The organism is Teredinibacter purpureus (assembly GCF_014217335.1).
GTDB classification, from domain to species: domain Bacteria; phylum Pseudomonadota; class Gammaproteobacteria; order Pseudomonadales; family Cellvibrionaceae; genus Teredinibacter; species Teredinibacter purpureus.
The window spans coordinates 4,117,102-4,139,646 of the sequence record NZ_CP060092.1 but is presented as its reverse complement, the minus strand read 5'-3'; the positions used below and the strand labels follow the sequence as shown (position 1 = coordinate 4,139,646).

The following is a 22,545-nucleotide window of genomic DNA, read 5'->3' as shown; positions in this document are numbered from 1 at the left end:
GTGAATTTTATTCATCGTCATTATCGGTTGTTGTTATCCGTATGGATCGCATTTGTTTTTATTCAATCGCTATTCTTTAAATTTTCGGGATCGCCTGAAACTCAGCATATATTCGGTATTTTGGGGGAGTGGTCTGGCTTCCTGTGGTTTGGAATCTACGGAGCCTACATTGTGGGCGTGGCGGAATTGGTGGCAGCACTGCTTTTATTTAGCCGCTTACAGGTTTGGGGTGCGGTGCTTGCATTCGAAATAATGTGTGGTGCCATTGTTTTTCACGTGTTTACCCCCTTGGGTTTATTGATGCCCGTGTTTAATGAAAACGGCACCATTATTGGCGATGACGGCGGCGCACTTTTTATTATGGCCTGCTTAACATGTGCGAGTGCTGCTGCATTGATAGTGACTGATTGGCTATCGGAAAATAGTCAGCTTCGGTCAGTTTTACCGCAAAATAGAGTGGGAAGTCGTTAAATGGATAGTGTGATTGCCGCGGTGCTTAAGGGGAATAAAGAGGCGTTACAGCAATGCCTAGGTGTACTTAACACAGTAACGGACACACACTATACGTTGGTACAGCCTCCCGTTGTGGTGAGTTCTTTAGGTTCTCATTTCCGCCATATACTTGATATCTATCGAGCGCTAATGCTGGCCGAATCTCATAATACGGAAATTAGTGGCGATAGTCGGCCGCTTGTTAATTATGACAAGCGTCGTCGAGGTGCCAGTTGTGAGCGTGATATTGCTATGGCAAAAAGCGAAATTGCAGCACTGCAGTGTTGGTTGCAAGGTTTGGATGAACAGAGAATTCTCGGCTGCATTTGGGTGCAATCAGAGGTTGCCTTGGAAGAGACTAACAGTGTGGTTGTTGGTTCGAGCCTATTACGTGAATTAATCTTTGCGTCTAGCCATGCGGTACATCATCTCGCCATTATTTCTATGGTGGCGAATGTACAGTGTATAAATATTGATAGCGGTTTGGGTGTGGCGCCCGCCACAGCAACTTTTTTGCGAGATCAAGCAAAGACGAACGCGTAAATGTGCACGATTAGTTGGTTGTACCAGTCGCACTCCTACCATGTGTTTTTTAATCGAGACGAACAAATAACGCGTGAGCGCGCTCTTGCGCCTCGACTCTTCAGCGCGCCTGGTTTCTCCCGATTAATGCCTATAGACCCGGAAGGTGAAGGGTCTTGGGTTGCTGTGAATACGGCGGGTATTACATTGGCGTTGTTAAACTTCTATCAAGGCCGCTTACCGAAAGGCCGATTGACATCCCGTGGCAGTGTTATACGTGAATTGTCGGCACTTGGAACACTTGAAGATATTAACCGTGCGGTAAAGACCTTGTCGCTCGCAAAGTACGCACCGTTTTCCTTGTTAATTTTTTTGCCGACGTTTGACGGGGCTCAGCAATCGGTTGTGTTATGGCAGTGGGACGGTCGCGCTCTACAGAAAAAATCAGTTGCTAGCCCTATTATTTCGTCGGCTCGTTTTTTTGAAGAAGTGCTTTTATCGAGGCTCTCTGATTACCGTACTTTGGTTGGTAAGCCGAAAGATTGTACGGTAGACAGCTTTTATCGTTTGCATCAGCACCATGGCGAATGCCCTTCAGCAAGAAGCATTTGTATGCACAGGGAAGACGCGCGTACTGTTAGCTTTTCGCACATAGAAGTATCGGCTACAAATGTGGTTTTTCGTTATAAAGACGGAGCGGCTTGTGGCACAGCGCCTATTGAAACCTTTAAGCTTGCGCGATAGCGCCTTTACCGATTCCTTCATATGCTTTTACCGTTATTGTGTCGTCTGGGTATTGTTGCTTGAGTGTTAGCGCAATATGTTGGGCGATAAATTCGACGGTAGTATCGGTTGCCATTAAGTAGCAGCGTGTTTTGGGGAGCGATAGGCTGAAATGGCCTTGTTGAGAATGATAGGTGAACGCGTAGTTATCCGTATCGAATGCCGAGTCTGAGGTATGGGATAAGTCTTCTTTGGTACCAATATAGATGTCCTGCCATTTTAGCGCCCAAGCGTCCATATCACATAAGCTCAAAGAGCCATTACGCCAAATATCGATTCTAGACCGGTGTCCGTGCGCAATGCGTTGGCAATTCCCCGCATGTTTTTTAAGGCCGTGGCTGTAGTGATAAAAAGGGCCATCAATATTTTCATTGGTAAACGTGAGCTTTAAGCTCTCAATGCTGTCTGGAAATTCTGAACGCAATTGTTCAATGCACCAGTTGGCCACTGAAGTAGGCGTGATTTGTTCAGTTGCGATAAGCGTAATGGCTTCGTTTGGCGAGGCACATTTCAGTAGTTCGCCAGTAGTAAGGTGCCAATTGATACCCTGCTGGCCGTCCTTAGTTTGAAGTTGGAGTGCGCTGCTCTTTTCTGGAACAAGCAGACAGTGGTCGAGAACCGTGTCGAGCCAGTGGCGAAGTTTTTTCTTTACGATACCGAAATCACACACCATTCCCTGTTCGTCTAGCGCACCGTCGAGTTCAATACTGGCGAGCCAAGTTTCACCGACGAGCCCACGCTGTGCGTCGAGATAGCTAAAATCTACATTGGTGAGGTTGTCGACAAATAAACGCATAATACTCTCAGACTGGCGGGATGAAATTGCGGGCGGCTATGGTACACCCTAAATCTAGTAGAGGGAAAATCCTAAGGAGCGAAATGGCACTCTATCAGTTAGTTTTTTATGTTCCTGAGCGTTATACAGAGTCGGTGAAAGCAGCGATATTTAGCGTTGGAGGCGGGTGCGTTGGTAGCTATGACGCTTGTAGTTGGCAAATCTTAGGCGAGGGTCAGTTTCGGCCAATGAAAGGTAGTGCACCGTTTATTGGCCCGGTAGGCAGCCTTCAGACGGTACCTGAACATCGTGTTGAATTGGTGTTGGAAGGGCGCCGTAAAATAGCGGTAATCGAGGCGTTAAGGCAGGCGCACCCATACGAGGAGCCTGCCTTTTCTCTATGGCGACTAGATGACAGCGTTATGCTGGAAAGGGAATAAGTTGCCCCGCCGCAGGTGTGTGGCTATTCGTGGCGGATTGTGTGGATGTCGTATGAGCATTCTCGTTATTCAGCAGCTCATTAAGTTGCAACATTGAATCGTGCATCATGTTAGAGATCGCCACACAGGTGCCCATGGGGGTTTTATGCAGCTCTCTTTGACAGTCGATTTTGAACTGTAAGCCTTGTAGGCGACGCTGCATCTCTTTTGGTGCGCTTGTTATTAGTGCGTTAATTTCTTTTTGACGAAATGCCTCCAGCGCTTCGGGCTGATGTTTTGCCATGTTTATCAATTGATCTATATTGGGCCAATCACTCATTTTTTCTGCCTCTTACGGAATATCTGGCACCTTTAACGAATAGTGGCGCCCATAAGTACAACGTGGCAGTGACGAAAAATGAACGGCCCCCCGGCCAGACATTTTCGCACTCTACCCCTAATGATTACCTCATTGCTTCACCAAGCCATTGGTAAATTGATGAGCCATTCTTTATTGTGTGAAAAACATGCTACCAAAAATCAATAAGGAATGTGTATAGGGTAACCTATACGAATAAGTTATAAGCAGTCAGCACGGGGGATTGGCGGCCATATCTACATAGCGTTATTTTTGGTTGGCGCGGGCTGGGCGATCGGTGTTGAGTGTCTAGGTACAGTTGACGCTAATTTTGGCGTGGCGAGAAAGGGCGGATTTGTTGGATAATAACAGCATTGGATAATGGTGGAAGTGTTTATGAGTAACGCTCTATTTCAGCAGGCAGCCGTATTATTAGCTATTTCAGATAGGCCCGAGGGCGAGGAAGAAATATTGCTCACCTTGCGTGCCCAGCACTTGTCCAGCCACAGTGGCGAGGTTGCTTTTCCGGGTGGAAAGTGGGAGCCCGGAGATCCTGATTTGCGTTATACCGCGTTAAGGGAAGCGGAGGAAGAGGTCGGCTTAGTCCCTCGGTTTGTTGAGGTTGTTGCTGAATTAACGCCTAGCTATACTCGCGCGGGTATGCGAGTAACGCCTTATATTGGTCGGGTGCCTGCGGATAGCCTTCTCACCCCCAATCTTGATGAATTGACCGATATCTTTTGGCTACCGCTGGCCGTGCTCAAGGCTGATTTGCGAGTAAGGACAGAAGTGTTTGAGGTGAGGGGGCGTGAGTATTGGGCGCCAGTTTATGAATATAAGGGCTATATCATTTGGGGGTTTACCGCGAGAGTACTAGTGGACTTTATGGCACATTTTTATGGTATTACAATAGGCCGGGCGCATCACTGTGCGCCTGAAATCGCCTTTCAATAATGGCTTAACGTAGCATTGAGGTGCTTAGGTCTAGGCGCTTAGTTCGAGTATCTTCGCTTTTTCTATGCGTGTTTCGCTGTGTTCTACAATTTCGAATTGATAGCTACCTATCTTAAAGCTCACGCATGCGTCTGGGATGTTTTCTAGGTGTTCAACAATAATACCGTTCACTGTTTTGGGGCCGTTTGTGGGTAATTGCCAGCCTAAATTACGGTTTACATCACGTATAAACTCAGAGGCATCAATTAGGTACCACTCGTCTTCACACTCTACTATTCCATCAAACGCATCCTCTGCAGCGTCGGTACTAAAGTCGCCAACGATTTCTTCCAGGAGATCGACGAGCGTTGCTATCCCTTGCACATCACCGTACTCATCTACCACTACTGCAATGCGATGCTTTTCTTTTTGAAAGTTCATTAACTGAGTGGGAAGAGGGTTTGACTCGGGAATAAAGTAAGGGTCGGTTAAGTGTTGTCGGATATCGCTGTGTGATATTTGGTTGTCATCACCCTTTAAAAATCTAGGTGCACTGCGCATATGCAGTATGCCGACGACCTTATTAATATTGCCTTCATAGACGGGTAAGCGGGTGTATTCTGTGGAGCGCAGTATCGCCAAGATGACGCTCATGTCGTTTTCTAGATCTATACCTTCAACTTCATTGCGCGGCACCATAATGTCTTCAACCGTCGCTTTCTCTAAGTCGAGAACGTTCAGTAGCATCCCTTGGTGTTGGTCAGGAATAAGCTCTCCAGCTTCGTCAACGACCGTTCGCAACTCCTCCATACGCAAGTGGTCACTGCGGCGTGCTTGGGAAGGGTCCATGCCAAACAGGCGCGCGATACCGTTGGATATGGCGTTGACCAAAAGTACAGCAGGGTAAAGTATAAAGAGTAGCGGGGTTAAAACGAGTGTTGCCGGAAAGGCTATTTTTTCTGGGTACACTGCAGCAGCCGACTTGGGGGTGACTTCTGCAAAAATCAAAATGACGAGTGTGAGTACAATCGGCAACACGAATACCGTCGCCCACTCCCCGAAGTAGTAGGTCGTGATGGTGCCAGCGATAAGTGTGGCAACAATGTTTACGAGATTGTTGCCAATAAGAATAACGCTTATAAGTCGGTCTGGCCGTTCCAGTAGTCGAGCGGCTCTAACGGCACCTTTATGCTTCTTTTTAACAAGGTGCCGTAACCGATAACGGTTGAGCGAAAGCATACTTGTTTCGGAGCTGGAGAAAAAAGCAGAAAGAACGATAAGGGCGACCAAAATCCCAATAAGGAGGTCCGGGGAAATGCTGTCCAATGAAGTGTTTGCCTGTAGATACGCGGTAGGGCTATCTTGAACGACTTTTAAGGTGTGTTCAAGGGGGCTGTGCGTAGGAATAGTCAGTATGTGGCTAGACGCGCCCAAGAATAATTTCAAGCACCAGCTTGCTTCCAAAATAGGCGAGCATGAGTGCCGCAAAACCGCCAAGCGTCCAACGAATGGCAGCAGCACCGCGCCATCCCAGTGTCTGCTTGCCCCACAGTAGCATGGCGTAAATGAGCCACGATATCATGGAGAATACGGCTTTATGTGACAGATGTTGTTCAGAAAAGCTGTGTGTGAATAGAAAACCGGTAATAATTGAAAGCGTTAAGAGTATTTCTCCCGCCCAAACCAGTTCAAATAGTAAGGTTTCCATTGTTTGCAGTGGCGGGAGTAGCCCCATCACACCGCGTAAGTGTTTGTGCTTTAACTGGTAGTTTTGATAAGCGAGAAGCAGGGCTTGTAGGCTAGCGATGGTCAGCAGACTATAAGCAAGAATAGACAGCAGAATATGCGAGATAACTTCCAGGCTAAGCTGTTCACTGGTTTTCATTACGGCTTGCTCTACGCCTGATATAAGTATGGCTGTAATGCTAAGCGGTAAGATAAATAGAAATAGGTTGTGGAGTGGTTTGCGCATACTGCTTAGCAGTACCACGACGTTGATAACGGCAAAAAACAACGATGGCACCTTAACGAAGCCAAATTGATAGGCTGACTCTGTGCGCATGGAAATAAAGGCCGTAACGAAGTGCGCCAGTACACCTAATGCAATAAACACCAGAAGGCGCCTTTCTTTGAGCGTTTCTCTGCGCAAAGTTGCGTGCAGTAGAAAAGCCCATGCAGCAAGGTAAAGGGTTATTGTGATGGCGCTAAACATAGGCATGTGATTCTCGTGGCCCTAAAACCTCACAGAGTAGTGCTTTCGGGCATGAAATGGCAAGAGGCTGGGTTTCGCGGGACCATTAAATTTCATCATGCTTATATTACTGCTACGCAAGAGGTCTTTTACTCTAGGGGCGTAACTCTCTTCGCGGGAGATGGAGGCCTCGTATTTGTAATCATCAACGATTATACTTGCCCGCCGCTAATAGTCGCGGCTTTCATATGTATCCATTAACAGCCAATAAACGTCAAATTGCCTTATGTTTGAAACTCTATCGGATCGCTTGACGCGTTCGCTGAAGAAAATCAGCGGTAAATCTCGTCTTAATCACGACAATATTCAGGAGGCTTTGCGTGATGTGCGCAAAGCATTGCTAGAAGCGGATGTGGCACTGCCTGTCGTTAAAGACTTTACTGGGCTTGTGCGCAAGCGTGCACAAGGGCAAGAGGTTGCTCGTTCACTAAGCCCCGGCCAACAATTCTTGAAAATTGTTGAGAGCGAATTGACCCAGTTAATGGGGGAGGCAAACGAAAAATTGAACTTGGCCTCCAAGCCGCCAGCCGTTGTGTTGATGGCTGGTTTGCAGGGTGCGGGTAAAACAACCACAGTGGCTAAGCTGGCGCGCTTTCTTCGAGAGAAAGAAAAGAAGAAGGTGATGGTGGTCAGTGCAGATGTTTATCGTCCTGCTGCTATTAAGCAGTTAGAAACGTTGGCAAGTGAGGTTGAAGTTGATTTCTTTCCGTCAACGAGCGATCAAAAACCCGTCGATATCGCTAAATTAGCCGTTTCTCAAGCTAAGAAAATTCATGCCGACGTATTATTGGTCGATACCGCTGGTCGACTTCACGTCGATGACGAATTGATGGCCGAAATTCAGAGCCTGCACAAGGTGTTAGATCCTGTTGAAACCTTGTTCGTGATTGATTCTATGATCGGCCAGGATGCGGTAAATACCGCAAAAGCATTCAACGAGGCGTTGCCGTTAACCGGTGTGGTTCTAACCAAAACTGACGGTGATGCGCGTGGTGGTGCAGCGTTATCTGTTCGGCACGTAACCGGTAAGCCCATTAAATTTATGGGTGTAGGTGAAAAAACCGAAGCGCTAGAGCCGTTCCATCCTGATCGCGTTGCTTCTCGAATTCTTGGAATGGGCGATATTATGTCGCTAATCGAAGACGTCGAGCAAAAAGTCGATAAAGAGAAGGCTGAAAAATTAGCGAAAAAAGTGCAGGCCGGTAAGCGTTTTGATTTGGAAGACTTACGTGATCAGTTGCAGCAAATGAATAATATGGGCGGCATGACCGCAATGCTGGAAAAATTGCCCGGCATGGGCAATATGGCGCAAATGGCAGAACAAGCCGATATGGGTAAGCAGTTTAAGCAGATGGACGCCATTATAAGCTCCATGACGCCCGCTGAACGCAAAAACCCTGACTTGTTGAACGGTTCTCGTAAGCGCCGTATTACGGTTGGGTCAGGAACGCAGGTCCAAGATTTAAATCGCTTGCTCAAGCAACATAAGCAAATGAGCAAAATGATGAAGAAAATGAAGGGCGGCGGCATGCAGAAAATGATGCGTGGTATGGGCGGAATGTTCGGTGGCGGTGGCCCTGGTGGCCTTCCGCCCATGGGTGGCGGAGGTTTGCCGCCCGGTATGGGCCGGTAACCCTTAAATTGTGCGGTAGCATAAAGATGGATAATTAGCCAAATTAGCTCTATACAAGGGTATGGCTTTCCATTAAAATACGCCGCCTTTCGCAGGTCCCCCAACGTCAAAAGCTGGGTGCCTGATTACAAGAATTAATGACAGGAAAGACTTACATGGTAAGCATTCGATTAGCTCGCGGCGGCTCCAAGAAGCGTCCTTTTTATCACTTGACTGTTGCTGACAGTCGTAAAGCACGTAACGGCCGTTATATTGAACGCGTTGGTTTCTTTAACCCAATTGCTCGTGGCCAAGAAGAACGTCTTCGTATAGATAACGAACGTTTAGATTACTGGGCGGGTCAAGGCGCACAGATTTCTGATCGTGTTGCCAAGTTACTTAAAGAAGCCACAGCAGCTGCATAAGCTAGCTCACAGGCCTATACGTCGGTGACAATGAAACGTTCAAACTTGATTTCGGTTGGGCGTCTCACGGGCGTTTTTGGTGTCAAAGGTTGGGTGAAGGTTAAGTCCTCCACTGAACCTGAAGATGGCATATTGCAGTACTCCCCTTGGTGGCTGAAAACGCGCCATGGTGTAAAGCCGGTAGAAATTGACGACCATCAATTGCATAGCAATGGTCTGGTTGTTCACATAAAAGGTGTCGATGACCGCGATCAAGCAGCGGCGTATACCTTGGTTGACGTTGCCGTTGAGAGAAGCCAGTTGGCCGATCTCGACGAAGGCGATTACTACTGGCATCAGCTTATAGGCTTAAATGTCTATAGCGAGTACGAAGGCAGCAACGTTAATTTAGGTGTTGTTGACAAGTTGCTGGAAACGGGTGCTAACGATGTGTTGGCCGTGAAACCCAGTGACGACAGTATCGATGATCGAGAAAGACTCGTGCCTTATGTACTAGATCTTTATATCAAAGACGTTGATATTGAAAATGAGCAAATACGGGTCGATTGGGATCCTGAATTTTGACTCGCGCTATGCGCGTTACGGTTATTACGCTATTCCCGGAAATGTTTCGGGCGATTACTGAAAGTGGTATTACCCGTCGGGCAATCGAGCAGGGTTTGATGGAGCTTAGCTTTCTCAACCCTCGCGATTTCACTCAGGACAAGCATCAAACGGTTGACGATAGACCTTACGGTGGTGGTCCCGGAATGGTGATGAGGGTAGAGCCTCTCGCGGATGCTCTCGCAGCTGCCTGCGTGCAAATGAAGGCGGCTCGTAAAGACGTACAGGTTATATATCTATCGCCTCAGGGTCAGTCTTTGACTAAGGCGGTAGTGTCGACGGTAAGCGACAATGCGAATGTGGTGTTGATCGCAGGTCGTTATGAGGGTATCGATGAACGTTTTATCGATGCTCATGTTGATGAAGAAATTTCTATCGGCGACTATGTGCTGAGTGGTGGTGAACTACCAGCCATGGTATTGCTAGATGCTCTGATACGAAAGATTCCTGGTGCGCTAGGAGATCGGCAGTCGGCAGAGCAGGATTCTTTCGAGCAGGGGTTGTTAGATTGTCCCCATTACACTCGCCCGGAAGAGGTCGCAGGGCAGCGAGTACCAGAGGTACTGATGTCTGGAGACCATAAAAGAATTGAAAATTGGCGTTTGCAGCAATCATTAGGTAGAACCTGGAAACGAAGGCCCGATTTAATAGGCGCTATAAACCTTAGCCCGGCACAGCAAAAACTGCTTGATCTTTATATTCGAGAGCAGGCTTTGCCAGGCAACGATAACTGAATTTAACGATTTTACTAGCCGAGAGGCTACATATTTGACAGGAGCAAGCCATGAGTTCTAAGAACACAATTATTCAGGAGCTGGAAAACGAGCAGCTCAAGCAGGAGCTTCCTAAGTTCAGCCCCGGCGATACCGTGGTTGTTCAGGTTAAAGTAAAGGAAGGTACTCGTGAGCGTCTTCAGGCTTACGAAGGTGTGGTTATCGGTATTCGTAGCCGGGGCTTAAACTCAGCGTTTACCGTGCGTAAAATTTCTCACGGTATCGGTGTTGAACGTACGTTCCAGACACACAGTAAGCAAGTTGATAGCATTACCGTTAAGCGTCGTGGTGACGTTCGCCAAGCTAAATTGTATTACTTGCGCGAATTAACAGGTCGAGCAGCACGTATTAAAGAAAAGTTAGGCTAAGGTGTCTACCGCTAGATTCGAACGCTAGCGAGACTCAGATATTACGATTAAGCGGCTGAATGGCCGCTTTTTTGCGTTTTGCCTTTAGCTTTTGAAGGGCAAGTAATGGAATAATTGAAAATCTCTGTGCTTGCACATTTGATTTACGGAACCGTGCTAAACTTTGCGGCTCTAAGCATGCCGTACTAGCGCTTACTAAGCACTGACTTCCTACATAGGAAGAAGTGGATACCTACATAAAAACAAGAAATTACAACTACCCTATGAGGTTGCTATGAAAATCAGATTCCCCTTGTCCTCGCGCCTACTTGGCCTTGCTTTTACCTGTTCTCTATTGAGCTTGTCTGCTTGTAAAGGTGAAGCCGATACAGGCGTTGCCGCCGCATCCGAAGGCCCGAAGGGCGTTGTTAAAGCGCCAGCCAAAACCGGCGAGGTGAGTGCCGATGAGCTAAAAACAGCCTCCGACACTATTGCTAAGGCTTTATTGGCCGCAAATGAAAACCTACGTATTCGCGCTATCAAGCCAACCGCTATACCCGGTTTGTACGAGGTGCAAATAATGGGGCGTGGCATCGTGTATATGGAAGAAACAGGCAACTATTTTATCGATGGGAAAATGCTTCAAATCGCGGGTACGGAAGTTGTTAACATTACAGACCTTAGTATGGTCGGTGTTAGAGCTGATTTGTTGGCCGACATTAAAAAAGAAGATACCATCGTTTTTGCACCTGAAGGTGAAATTAAAGCCAGTATTGCTGTTTTCACCGACGTAGATTGCGGCTTTTGTCAGAAGCTTCATCAGGAAGTTCCTGCTCTTAATGAGTTGGGTATTGAGGTTCGTTATTTAGCCTACCCTCGTGCAGGCGTGAATTCGAATTCGTATAATAAAATAACCTCGGCTTGGTGTGCCGATAACCCGCAAGAAGCACTTACTCGCTTAAAAAATCGTCAAGAAATACCGATGAATGTTTGCGAGGGAAACCCTGTTGCTTCTCAGTACGAAGTGGGTCAGCAAATGGGCGTAACGGGTACTCCGTCGATTATTATGCAAGATGGTCAAATGATCCCTGGTTATATGCCGGCAGCGCAGTTGGCTGAGCGAATCGGTATATAATGCTGATGGTTGTTTAGGGTTCTAGAGGCTCTGGACATTAGTGATATAAAAGGGGCGAAAGCCCCTTTTTTGTGCAGCGAGAATAGACGATTTATGGGGCGCGTGCAGAATCTACTGTTCATTGGTGGTAGCGCATTGACAGCCAATACTGGCGTCAGTAAGGTTGCGGTTCTTTTATATGCTGCCCTCAAAAAGGGGTGGTTCATCCAAGCGAAATTGAGGGAATTACTTTGAAACCGGTAAATGTCGGCATCTGCGGTCTTGGTACCGTTGGCGGCGGTACATTTAATGTACTGACCAGAAACAAAATCGATATTGATGCAAAAGCCGGGCGGCAAATTAATATTACCCATGTGGGAGCACGTCAGCTAAACCCTGACTGTGATACATCTAGTATTCAGTTTAGTCATGACATATTTGACGTGGTGAATGACCCCGAAGTGGATATCGTGGTTGAGTTGATTGGTGGAACCACTGTGGCGAAAGACCTTGTGATTAAGGCCATTCAAAACGGTAAGCATGTTGTGACGGCTAACAAGGCATTGATTGCAGAGTTTGGAAATGAGATTTTCGCGGAGGCCGTTAAGCATCATGTCACGGTTTCTTATGAGGCAGCGGTTGCGGGCGGCATTCCGATTATACGTTCGATGCGCGAGGGGCTAGCCGCGAATAAAATTGAATGGGTGGCCGGTATTATCAACGGCACCGGTAACTTTATTCTCACCGAAATGAGAGATAAAGGCCGTGCATTTGAAGACGTACTCAAAGAGGCGCAAGCATTAGGCTATGCAGAGGCAGACCCTACATTCGATGTGGAAGGCATAGATGCCGCACACAAATTGGTTATATTGGCGTCTATAGCGTTTGGAATGCCCTTACAGTTCGATAAAGTGTTTACAGAAGGTATTACGGGTATTACACAGGAAGATGTTGTTTATGCGGATGAGCTAGGCTATCGCATTAAGCATCTTGGTATTACTCGACGTCGACCGAATAACGGCATTGAATTGCGCGTGCATCCCACGTTAATTCCGTCTAGCCGATTAATTGCGAACGTCGATGGCGTTATGAATGCTGTCCTCGTAAAGGGCGACGCGGTAGGACCAACGCTATATTACGGCGCTGGCGCTGGTGCAGAGCCTACGGCTTCAGCAGTGATTTCAGATATAGTACATGTCAGCCGTTCACTTAATGCTGAGCGCAACAATTCGGATTATGATGCAAGTGTCCCGCATTTGGGGTTCGCGTCAGATCATTTATGTGATTACAACATCTTACCGATAGAAGAGGTTGAAACGGCGTATTACTTGCGTATTTCCGCTTTAGATCGCCCAGGTGTACTGTCAAACGTGACGCAGATATTAAGCGACGCCGGTATTAGCATAGAGGCGTTAATTCAAAAAGAGCCTATAGATGGGCAAGAGCATGTCTCTGTTATTTTGTTGACTAATCGCGCAGTGGAAAAGCAAATTGTCTCGGCGATTAGTAAAATTGAACAGTTAGACTCCGTCGCAGATAGCGTGGTGCGCATTCGCGTTGAATCGCTAAAATAAACTAATATTTACGAAGAGAACTACGACTGTGAAATATATCAGTACCCGCGGTGAAGCCCCCGCTTTAAGTTTTGAAGAGGTAGTACTTACAGGCCTTGCTAGCGATGGTGGTTTGTATATTCCAGAAACCTTGCCGCACTTTTCGAAAGAGGAAATTGCATCATGGGCGGGTCTTAGCTACGAAGAACTTGCGTTTAATATCATTGCGCCGTTTGTTGACGGCGAAATTCCAGACGCAGACTTGAAGGCATTGATTCACGCTTCTTATGATACCAAAACGGGCAAAGGGTTTCGGCATGAGGCAATTGCGCCGCTCATCCAGACGGGTCATAACGAATGGGTATTGGAGTTGTTTCAGGGGCCCACTTTAGCCTTTAAAGATTTTGCTTTGCAGTTTTTAGGCAACTTATTAGATTACGTGCTGAAAAAACGTGATCAAAAAGTTGTAATCATGGGGGCAACCTCTGGCGATACTGGTTCGGCGGCCATTGAAGGCTGTCGAGATTGCGAAAATGTTGATATTTTTATTCTACACCCGTATCAGCGAGTCTCGGATGTTCAGCGTCGACAGATGACCACAGTATTGGAAGATAATGTTTACAATATTGCAATGAAGGGTAATTTTGACGATTGTCAGAATATGGTAAAGGCAAGTTTTGCTGACCAGTCCTTTTTGCCTGATGGTCGACAGTTGGTGGCGGTGAACTCCATTAACTGGGCGCGTATTATGGCTCAAATTGTATACTATTTTTATGCGTCATTAGCGCTCGGTGGTCCTCATCGCTCGGTGTCTTTTTCTGTGCCTACTGGTAACTTTGGCGATATCTTCGCAGGGTATTTGGCTAAGCAAATGGGCTTGCCTATAGACCAGCTTGTGATTGCAACAAACTGTAATGATATTTTGCATCGTTGCATTAGCAATAACGATCACACTAAACAGCCTCTCGTACACTCTTTATCGCCGAGTATGGATATTATGGTATCGAGTAATTTTGAGCGTATGTTATTTGATTTGCATGGCCGCGACGGCGCGGTAATCAAGCAGATGATGGATACATTTAAAGACGGCGGTGATTTGTCACTATCGAATGATGTATTGGAGAAAGCGCAATCGTTGTTTAGTAGTTATCGTTTGAGCGACGAAGAAACAATCGATGTTATTCGTGATGTATTTGACAGTACAGAGTATCTGTTAGACCCGCATACAGCGATCGGTGTTCAAGCCGCGCGTAAAACGCGTCGTTCAACTGAGGTTCCTATGGTTTGCTTGGCTACCGCGCATCCAGCTAAATTTCCTGAAGCCGTTAAAAAAGCGGGTCAGGCAGAAGATCCTGCATTGCCTCATCATATGAAAGATTTGTTTGATCGTGAAGAGCGGTATGAAATACTAGAAAATGATATTGCTGGTGTGCAAGCCTTTATCCAATCTCAAATATAGATTCACTATGCTATAAAGGTAGTATTGCTCCATAATATTATAAACCCGCAAACATTAACGTGTTTGCGGGTTTTTTCGTTTTAAAAAAACGTGTTCTTGCCTTAAAGTGGAAAGTGCTCTGCATATTTGCTCTATTGTAGGGCAGGTTTGTAGAGGGTGTAGACGTGCAGAGCAAGGTAGGCCCGCGGAGTAACACAAAAACGACAATGGAATATTAATTGCGTATTGTATGAATAACTTTATCGGTTAGGGCGCAAGGTTACGGTGATGAACGCTTCTTATACATTCGTTGTTTGGTTGTCGTCTAGTATTTTTATACTGTCGTTATTGGCGCTGGCGCTGATGCATCGAGAACGATATCGCGTAAATTTTTTAACAGCCGTGCAGTTGTTGCAGGCGGGTAGAATATTGTTGGTGCACCTGCAGCGTCATAGAGGGCTGAGCGCTGCAAAAATAGCCGGTTGTGAGCAGAGGGTATCTGAATTGCCTGAGCTGAGATGTTGTATCGTGGAGGATATGGCAAAAATGGCAGCGCTAAATGAATGGTTATCGGAGAACGAAAATTGGCATGGAATAACGCGTCATTGGGCTGCGCTCTCGGTAACATGCGAGGCATTGTCTGTAGACGCTAGTTTTGATCAACATTCACGCTTGATCGCGTCGCTTATTGAATTGCTGAATGAGATAGCGGCTTATTTTAAGGTGGATGATCATCCGCGTTATTCCGATACACGGATCATGTGGAAAGAGTTGTTACACACTGGGGAAATTATTGGCCAGTGCAGAGCCTTAGGCGTACACGTATTAGCGGGCAATTTAACGTTAACTGAGCTAATAAAATATCGAAAAAACATCGAAAATATTGTGACGACTATTACGGTTTATCTCGAAAGCCCAGCTTGTCAGCGCCATCTTAGCGGGCAATGTAAAGTTTGTGTAGAGCAATTTCTTACTTTTCTACGCGAGCAATTATTTGAAGGTGATTGCGATCTGTCGGCGATAGAATATTTTAACTTCGCCAGCGACGTTATTGAAATTGTATATGAGCAGTATGATATTGAAATGCTGCGGCTTCACCGGCGAATAGAGTGAGAGACCTGAGAGCTTTATTTATCCGCCGATAAAACGGTGGAAGTAGACGTGGGATTTTCAATCGGCACAGTGCTGGAGGGGTTTAGAGCAATAATCATTATGTAAGCGAACAGAAATACAATGTAAAAGACATTTTTACTGAAAATACGCATGATTAGAACCCTCATATAAGAGAAAATAAAGGCGTTCTCGAATGAGAGTGTCTGTGCATCGAGATGGCTACGAGGACGCCCGTTTTACGGATGGTGTCTGCGTAGCGTCGAGATGCGTTGTAATCTGAGAACGCCTTGAGAAAATAGATTAGGTTAGATCACTATATTGTGTAGCGCTAACGCTCTCTACCGATGTACATTGAAGCATACAAAAGCGTTACACTTTATGAGGTCGATCAATTTTCAATCTGTACCTTTCCTTTTTACTTTCTTCTTTTTTCAAAACTTCCCCATGATAAAAAAAATACGCAGGCGTACCCCCATTAATTCAGAGGATGAAGGTTTAGCGGCTTTGCCTCCACTTATTCGGCGAGTGTTGCTGAATAGACGTGTTACTGACCTAGTTGCTGTAGATTACTCATTAAGTAATCTACAGCCTCCGGGGGCAATGGGCGGCTTGGACGCAGCAGTTGAACTGCTATTTGAGGCGCTAACCACGCAAAAACGAGTGTGTATTCTCGGCGACTTCGATGCTGATGGGGCAACGAGTACTGCGCTTGCCGTGCGTTGTTTGCGGGCTTTTGGTTTTCAGTCTGTGAGCTATATTGTGCCGAATCGGTTTGAGTATGGTTATGGGTTAACAACCGAGATTGTCGAGGTTATTGCGACACTGTCTCCGGACTTGTTGATAACGGTTGATAACGGTATAGCCAGTTTGGAGGGGGTGGTTGCTGCGCAGAGACATGGTATGAAGGTTCTGGTGACTGACCATCATTTGCCGGGAGCAACCTTACCCGTAGCAGAAGCGATAGTGAACCCTAATCAGCCGGGCTGCAATTTTGGCAGTAAGAGCCTTGCTGGAGTAGGGGTTATTTTTTATGTTATGAATGCGTTTAGGGCGTATTTGCGAAAGCTGAACTGGTTTGTGGACCATCAACTTGTTGAGCCTCGTATGGCCGATTATCTAGATTTAGTTGCACTTGGGACTGTAGCCGATGTTGTACCTTTAGATCAGAACAATCGAATATTGGTCGATCAAGGCTTACGAAGGATTCGAGCAGGCCATTGTGCGCACGGTATTCGCGCGCTGTTTGAGGTGGGCGGGCGGGCGCTACCACGTTTATCGGCAACGGATTTGGGCTTTGTTGCTGGCCCAAGGTTGAACGCGGCGGGCCGGTTGGATGATATGTCTTTGGGTATACGTTGCCTCTTGGCGGATACTTATAACGAGGCACGGCAGGTTGCGGTTGAGCTAGATAGCCTTAATCGTGAACGCCGGGCTATTGAAGGTTCGATGCAAGTTGAAGCGATAAAGTATCTCGATGAATTATTGTTACACAATAAGCCGTGGCCGTTGGGTATTTGTTTATATAAAGACGACTGGCATCAGGGTGTTATCGGTATTCTAGCGTCGCGTATCAAAGACAAGCTACATCGCCCTACAATCATATTTGCATCGAGTGGCGACGGTACCTTAAAAGGTTCGGGGCGCTCTATAGCCGGCATTCACTTGCGTGATGTTCTGGACAGGATCGCAACGGGCTCTCCTGGCTTGCTGACGAAGTTTGGCGGGCATGCGATGGCTGCAGGCCTATCGTTGGATGAGTCTAAGCTGGAAGTGTTTAAAGTGGCCTTTCAAACGGTTGTGGGAGAGCTTCTAGATGGTAAGGCTCCAGAAGCGGAGCTGTTAACCGATGGCGGCTTAGAGGATGATTGGTTTACGCTCGATAGTGCTCGAGAACTTGAAAGTTTTGGGCCGTGGGGGCAACTGTTTCCAGAGCCTTGTTTTGATGGGGCATTCAGAATCATTTCACAACGGATAGTTGGCGAAAAACACCTAAAATTGCAAGTTACTCCTGCGGAGTATTCTGGCGTGGCCTTAGCGGCTATTGCCTTCAATGTAGACTTGGACGTATGGCCGAATAATGATATTCAGCAAGCGACACTGGTCTATAAATTGAGCGTAAATGAATACCGTGGAGAGCAAACATTACAGTTAATGGTCGACTATCTCGAACCTGCGGTGTGAAGGTTCGCTTTCGCTCTAGGCTGTGTGTGCCCAGCTGATTGCTGCGCGTCTACGTTCAATATAAGCAAATTCTATTTTGCCTGTGCGTGGATGCAATTGATGACGAAAATGGTGATGGTCTTCTGATGAGCCCATGTATTCCCAGCAATTTCCCACGAAGAGGCAGATAGGGTCCTCTTCATTTATCCTGTCTTTTGCGAGTTCCTCCCACATTTGCAGCCATTCACTGTGGTCAGCTTCTAAGAATTCCATACGGTTTAACTCACTGATTGGTTGTTTCAGTAGGTTATTGTAGTTTCTTAATCTTGATTGTCAACTAATCCCTGTATCACCTTGATATTGAAAGAATTTTTGTAATTAACGTTTGTTTGAGGCGAAAAAAAACCGCATCCGTGAGGATGCGGTTATCTAGAGATTTATGTAGCGCTTAACTAGGGCTCTATAACGTTAGGGTTAGTCACGATAGAACCCGGCACAATGCCATCCAGGGCGAAAAAGGTTATGGATTGCTGCAGTATTTCGAAGAAGGTCGCCGCGCTTGCGGCAGGGCTCGCGGGAGAGCCGTGATCGCCTTCGGTATAGCGGCTAACGAGGCGGACAGGTTCGCCTGTATAGGCCGCGTCAGCCGTCTTAATGGCGCCCGCAATTGCTAGCATAGGCTCCGTGCTAGCGAGAGGTGATGGAAAGTTATCAATCATAAATCCAGCCTCAGTGACCATTTGTAGGGGGCCATAACCCTCTCCCCACATGGCGTCTGCTGCGTTCGGAATAACCACATCACCGGCCACTTGAGAGAAAAGGACGCTGGAGTTGCCGTCTTTTGCCAAGCGGCTAGCAAAGTTTGCGGGGTCTCCTGAATCGACCACACCTTGGAACACATTAAAGTAAGACTCTAAGCCACTACTACCGTGCACTAATTCTTCACTGGCAGCGGCAAGCCCGCCTAATATTGTGGGTGCAAACGAAGGTGAGTTGACGAGTAATCGAGTGACGTTACCGCCGGCCACATTCACTGAAGCGGCTTGGATCTTGGGTTGGCTACTGAAAGGGCTGTTTAATACCGCTAACTGATTATTCAGAGCCGTGAAATTAACCGCGTCAATTCCACCAAGAGAAACACCGTACACATACACTTTACTGGTATCAAAGTCTGGCTCGCCGTCGCCGTCTACATCCATCGTTGCTAGTGAGGCGTTTAAGTTAAGAAGATCCAACGCCATTTGACGCAGGGAATCTCGTGTTCCAGCAAAGTGGAGTAGGTTGATGAAAAGTGAGCCTGATGAACCAAATTCAGCTGAATAATCCATAGGCACAGCGTTGGCCGTGGCATCTGCGGTGAAATCGTAGTGACGTTCCGTAATACTTTCGCTTACGGTGGCGCCCTCGATATTCGGTACGATAGCGACGCTGGGGTCGGTTACGCTGGACAGCCCCGATAAAAAGGCGCCTCCAGCGGCGATTCCGTGTAGCGGCCTATCGATAGTGATGGAGGCAAAACACGGTGCGCCCGTCGCAGCGAACGTTTCTGGGTTAATACACGCGAAAGCCATAGCATCTGCAACAGGGAGTGCTGTACTTCGTTCAGCGGTAATACCTGGAATATTTATAACCACAGGCCAGCCCGCGTCTGGTTTGGTGACACCAAGAGAAGCCAGCGTGTTGGCTTCTGGCAGCACGGCCAGTAAGGGAATGGTGACATCGGCTTGCTTCGCTGGAAATGGGTAGCGATGCGTAATCATCTGAGAGGGAGGCGTAGTGCCTGCGTCATTTCCCAGACCTGCGTCGATAACAAAGCCAATGGTGGTATCGGCTATCCAGTTGCCAGAAGTAATATTACTGCCATCGGCACCTTCAGGGAGAGGTTGATAGATGGGCAATGCTATCTGACCTTGGTATACCAGTGCTGGTGCACTGAGTAGTGCGTTTAGGTCCGACGCTAGGTCGACGCGATAGAAGCTGTTAGCGCGAGGAGCGGGTACGGGGAAAATGGCATTTACTGGCGCGCCAGCACCGGCGGCCAGTTGTTGTACTGTGCCCATCGCTTGAGCGCTAATGCTCACATACGGTGATTCATCGCCAAGTTCAGCAGCAGCGCTGTCGTGTACTGACAGAGCGGCTTCAGCAGCGGCGCGTTGCATAATATAGGCCGCTGTTGGATCAGCCGCAATAGTGGCAAAATCTGCACCGCTCGCAACGGCGCCGGCAATGCTCTCATTGTAGAGCGCATTAGGCGTTTCATCGGGCAGTAAGGGTGACGTGAGCAGGAAATTAATCGTGCTATTAATCGCGCCATCGGTTACCGATGTCATGGCGCTATTGTCGCCACTCACGTTGTAAACCCCAGTTACCAGTTTTGCAATAGCGTCTTGTTTGAAACCCGTGCGTAACGATTTTTCAAAAAATGTTTCTGGCGCAGCCAAGCTTGTTAGCACCGAATCGGTACTGCCCGTTGTAAACGTTAAGGTAAAAATAATGTCTTCTGCTGTTGGTGCTTCAACGGGTAGGCTTGCCGCTTCAAATACGGTGGCCATAAAACCAAAGTAACCACTCGCCAGCTGCTCCCAGCCTTGGATTGCACCGCGCACGCCATTTAAGCTGGTATCGGCCAAATTACTTTCAGGGTCTCGAATAAAATCGTAGGCAATAGAAGAGGATACGGCATTGCCCATCGCGTCTTGTATGTTCGCCAGTACAACCAAATATTTGGTTTCGGGCATCAGCGGCTTGAGAGGGTTAATACGAATAATATTATTCGACCCGCCGTCTAGGCTGATGAGCTCGGCGCGGGCGGTTGGTACAGCCAGTTCACCTAGCAATGCGATATTTTGAGTGGCGACACCGGTTTGAAAGGCGACAGCATCAGCAAAAGTGGGTATTTCAACGCTAGTGCCGTTAACGGAGGTTTGAAGTAAAGCATCGCCTCCAGGATAGCTTAGAGGCAACAAAAAAACGTTTTGATTGGGGTTGGGAATAACGGCGCCATCAATAGCGATAAAGCTTGTTGCATCTAAAATTTGTGAATCATCGAGTGGCGCAGAAAATGCGATATCGATAGGCGTCAAAACAGAGTTTCCATCGAGAAAGTCAATGCCGGCTACAACAGGGTTTCCGCCAGCTTCACCGGCGTACATGGTGCCGTCTGCTAAAGGCTCGCTTGCGAAGAGCAAGTCGTTTGGAATAGGTAATTCACTGGTGCCGGGGCTAAAAATAACGTAGGTTTTTTCAGCTGGCGCTATCTCGCCTTCGGCTAATTCGTTATCGTTGTTAGAGCATCCGTTTAGCAGTAGTAGGCTCGCGAGCAATGCGAGCGTGATGCGGCTGTTAACCATGTTTCTAAACCTCTATAAGTTATTATTGTGTAAGTGTAGACGAGGTAAACTAGATTCTTTACTTTACCTGTTTGCTTGCGTAGCGATTTACACCAGTCTATTAATGTGCGCCCTTATTATTTCGTTGTGGGCCATCTCGCCTATGTTACCAAGCATGCGCAATCAGACAATACTCTATTTGGTGAAATATCGCCCCTGAGTTACAATGCGCGCGCATTTTTTACTCGGTTTTAGCCGGATTTTCTATTGACACTTTCAAACGGCCGCTTTCATGGAAATTAGTCCCTTACTTAACATCCTCTCCGATCTGCGAGCGCGTACTGACGTGCTTAGGGGGTATCTTTGAATATGCTGAAAAGAAAGAGCGTTTAGCAGAAGTTGAATTAGAGCTGGCTGAGCCGGATGTATGGAATAAGCCAGAGCGTGCGCAAGCGTTAGGGCGCGAGCGATCGTCTTTAGAATTGGTGGTAGAAACCATCGAAAATTTAGAGCAAGGCGTTGATGATTGCCGTGATTTGATTGATATGGCGGTAGAAGAAGACGATGAAGACAGTATTGCCGACGTTGAATCTGAAGCTCAAGGCTTAGAAAAGCAATTAGCTAAACTTGAATTTCGTCGTATGTTTTCCGGTGAAATGGACCCTAACAATGCCTTTTTAGATATTCAATCGGGCTCTGGCGGTACTGAAGCGCAAGACTGGGCAGAAATGATCTTGCGCATGTATTTACGCTGGGGTGAAGATAAAGGCTTTAAAACGACACTTGAAGAAGCGTCTGCTGGAGATGTCGCAGGCATTAAAAGCGCCACTATTCGATTTGAAGGTGAATACGCTTTCGGCTGGTTACGTACAGAAACGGGCGTACATCGTTTAGTGCGCAAATCGCCGTTTGATTCGGGGAGTCGTCGTCATACCTCGTTCTCATCTGTATTTGTTTACCCAGAAATCGATGACAATATTGAGATAGATATTAACCCGTCCGATGTACGCACAGACACCTACCGTGCCTCCGGCGCGGGAGGTCAGCACATTAACAAAACGGATTCTGCCGTACGTTTAACTCACGAACCTAGTGGTGTAGTGGTACAGTGCCAAAGCGAACGCTCGCAGCACGCCAATCGCGACAAAGCGTGGAAAATGTTACGGGCGCGCGTTTACGAGCAAGAGCTGTTAAAGCGTAATGCCGAAAAACAAGCGATGGAAGACAGTAAGTCAGATATCGGCTGGGGCAGCCAGATTCGCTCTTATGTGCTGGATGACCAGCGCATTAAAGATTTACGCACCAACGTTCAAACCAGTAATTGCCAAGCGGTACTCGACGGCAAGCTGGATGAGTTTATTGAGGCTAGCCTTAAAGCGGGCCTTTGATCTTTAAAGAGCGCTTCGAGTAGGAGCGCTTGAGTAGCAGCTACTGGGATACGCTGTAAATGCTTCCCTGTAAGCTCTACGCCGACGTTCTGTCGGCGACGGTCCCGGAAGCTACTAGCCAATCTCTCCTAGACTGTGCCAATTGAAATATTTATTT

22 protein-coding genes are annotated in these 22,545 nt (G+C 47.2%); 16 read left to right on the top strand and 6 right to left on the bottom strand.

All coding sequences use genetic code 11. From position 1 onward, the window contains the following. The 3 genes from H5647_RS18470 to H5647_RS18460 are packed head-to-tail and all read left to right on the top strand — an operon-like array spanning position 1 to position 1,758. Positions 1–471: a DoxX family protein gene (locus H5647_RS18470; protein ID WP_045860535.1), complete on the top strand. Its 471-nt coding sequence runs from the start codon at positions 1–3 to the stop codon at positions 469–471. Next, complete coding sequence (locus tag H5647_RS18465) at positions 472–1,035, top strand: hypothetical protein (protein WP_045860534.1); 564 nt, start codon at positions 472–474, stop codon at positions 1,033–1,035. Next, positions 1,036–1,758: an NRDE family protein gene (locus H5647_RS18460; RefSeq protein ID WP_045860533.1), complete on the top strand. Its 723-nt coding sequence runs from the start codon at positions 1,036–1,038 to the stop codon at positions 1,756–1,758. Here the strand turns inward: H5647_RS18460 and H5647_RS18455 are convergent. After that, complete coding sequence (locus tag H5647_RS18455; RefSeq protein WP_045860532.1) at positions 1,742–2,593, bottom strand: 6-carboxytetrahydropterin synthase; 852 nt, start codon at positions 2,591–2,593, stop codon at positions 1,742–1,744. The two genes, H5647_RS18460 and H5647_RS18455, sit on opposite strands and share 17 nt — an antisense overlap. 83 nt (positions 2,594–2,676) lie before the next feature. Between H5647_RS18455 and H5647_RS18450 the strand changes: the two genes are divergently transcribed. Beyond that, positions 2,677–3,012: an NGG1p interacting factor 3 protein, NIF3 gene (locus H5647_RS18450; RefSeq protein ID WP_045860531.1), complete on the top strand. Its 336-nt coding sequence runs from the start codon at positions 2,677–2,679 to the stop codon at positions 3,010–3,012. Here H5647_RS18450 and H5647_RS18445 read toward each other — a convergent pair. Then, complete coding sequence (locus H5647_RS18445) at positions 2,993–3,331, bottom strand: DUF3135 domain-containing protein (protein ID WP_045860530.1); 339 nt, start codon at positions 3,329–3,331, stop codon at positions 2,993–2,995. The two genes, H5647_RS18450 and H5647_RS18445, sit on opposite strands and share 20 nt — an antisense overlap. Positions 3,332–3,745: 414 nt before the next feature. Between H5647_RS18445 and H5647_RS18440 the strand changes: the two genes are divergently transcribed. Next, complete coding sequence (locus H5647_RS18440; protein WP_052692280.1) at positions 3,746–4,303, top strand: NUDIX hydrolase; 558 nt, start codon at positions 3,746–3,748, stop codon at positions 4,301–4,303. A 30-nt stretch (positions 4,304–4,333) separates the two neighbouring features. Here H5647_RS18440 and H5647_RS18435 read toward each other — a convergent pair whose 3' ends face one another. Then, entirely contained in the window at positions 4,334–5,608 is a 1,275-nt protein-coding gene (locus tag H5647_RS18435; RefSeq protein WP_045861528.1) for an HlyC/CorC family transporter, read from the bottom strand. Between the two features lie 94 nt (positions 5,609–5,702). Further along, positions 5,703–6,494 carry a cytochrome C assembly family protein gene (locus tag H5647_RS18430; RefSeq protein ID WP_045861527.1) on the bottom strand — a complete coding sequence of 264 codons (792 nt, stop codon included), beginning with the start codon at positions 6,492–6,494 and terminating at the stop codon, positions 5,703–5,705. A gap of 265 nt (positions 6,495–6,759) precedes the next feature. Between H5647_RS18430 and ffh the strand changes: the two genes are divergently transcribed. From ffh to recJ, 10 genes are all read left to right on the top strand, one after another. Beyond that, positions 6,760–8,166: a signal recognition particle protein gene (gene ffh / locus H5647_RS18425; RefSeq protein WP_045860527.1), complete on the top strand. Its 1,407-nt coding sequence runs from the start codon at positions 6,760–6,762 to the stop codon at positions 8,164–8,166. A gap of 155 nt (positions 8,167–8,321) precedes the next feature. Further along, positions 8,322–8,570, top strand: a complete 249-nt coding sequence (rpsP, locus tag H5647_RS18420) for a 30S ribosomal protein S16 (protein ID WP_045860526.1) — start codon at positions 8,322–8,324, stop codon at positions 8,568–8,570. A 24-nt stretch (positions 8,571–8,594) separates the two neighbouring features. Next, positions 8,595–9,134 (top strand): ribosome maturation factor RimM, encoded by a 540-nt coding sequence (gene rimM / locus H5647_RS18415; RefSeq protein WP_045860525.1) that lies wholly within the window; start codon positions 8,595–8,597, stop codon positions 9,132–9,134. 8 nt (positions 9,135–9,142) lie between these two features. Further along, positions 9,143–9,907: a tRNA (guanosine(37)-N1)-methyltransferase TrmD gene (gene trmD / locus H5647_RS18410; protein ID WP_045860524.1), complete on the top strand. Its 765-nt coding sequence runs from the start codon at positions 9,143–9,145 to the stop codon at positions 9,905–9,907. 50 nt (positions 9,908–9,957) lie between these two features. Further along, positions 9,958–10,314 (top strand): 50S ribosomal protein L19, encoded by a 357-nt coding sequence (gene rplS / locus H5647_RS18405; protein WP_045860523.1) that lies wholly within the window; start codon positions 9,958–9,960, stop codon positions 10,312–10,314. 274 nt (positions 10,315–10,588) lie between these two features. After that, a complete protein-coding gene (locus H5647_RS18400; protein WP_045860522.1) occupies positions 10,589–11,428 on the top strand; it encodes a DsbC family protein in 840 nt (279 codons plus the stop codon). A 230-nt stretch (positions 11,429–11,658) separates the two neighbouring features. After that, positions 11,659–12,981 carry a homoserine dehydrogenase gene (locus H5647_RS18395; protein ID WP_045860520.1) on the top strand — a complete coding sequence of 441 codons (1,323 nt, stop codon included), beginning with the start codon at positions 11,659–11,661 and terminating at the stop codon, positions 12,979–12,981. Positions 12,982–13,009: 28 nt separating this feature from the next. Beyond that, a complete protein-coding gene (thrC, locus tag H5647_RS18390; protein WP_045860519.1) occupies positions 13,010–14,419 on the top strand; it encodes a threonine synthase in 1,410 nt (469 codons plus the stop codon). Between the two features lie 267 nt (positions 14,420–14,686). Continuing rightward, complete coding sequence (locus tag H5647_RS18385; RefSeq protein ID WP_045860518.1) at positions 14,687–15,511, top strand: nitrate- and nitrite sensing domain-containing protein; 825 nt, start codon at positions 14,687–14,689, stop codon at positions 15,509–15,511. 444 nt (positions 15,512–15,955) lie between these two features. Then, positions 15,956–17,692: a single-stranded-DNA-specific exonuclease RecJ gene (gene recJ / locus H5647_RS18380; RefSeq protein WP_052692279.1), complete on the top strand. Its 1,737-nt coding sequence runs from the start codon at positions 15,956–15,958 to the stop codon at positions 17,690–17,692. A 15-nt stretch (positions 17,693–17,707) separates the two neighbouring features. Here recJ and H5647_RS18375 read toward each other — a convergent pair whose 3' ends face one another. Together H5647_RS18375 and H5647_RS18370 are read right to left on the bottom strand one after the other, a co-directional pair. Further along, on the bottom strand, positions 17,708–17,944 hold the full coding sequence (locus tag H5647_RS18375) for a hypothetical protein (RefSeq protein ID WP_045860517.1): 237 nt from the start codon (positions 17,942–17,944) through the stop codon (positions 17,708–17,710). A 179-nt stretch (positions 17,945–18,123) separates the two neighbouring features. Continuing rightward, positions 18,124–21,021: an MECDP-synthase gene (locus H5647_RS18370; protein WP_045860516.1), complete on the bottom strand. Its 2,898-nt coding sequence runs from the start codon at positions 21,019–21,021 to the stop codon at positions 18,124–18,126. Between the two features lie 271 nt (positions 21,022–21,292). On the opposite strand from H5647_RS18370, the gene prfB reads away from it, so the two are divergent. Next, positions 21,293–22,388, top strand: a protein-coding gene (gene prfB / locus H5647_RS18365) for a peptide chain release factor 2 (protein ID WP_121495390.1) whose coding sequence is annotated in 2 segments (ribosomal slippage) — positions 21,293–21,364 and positions 21,366–22,388 — 1,095 coding nt in all. Because the reading frame shifts where the segments join, the coding sequence is not laid out codon by codon here. The last annotated feature ends 157 nt before the right edge of the window (positions 22,389–22,545 follow it).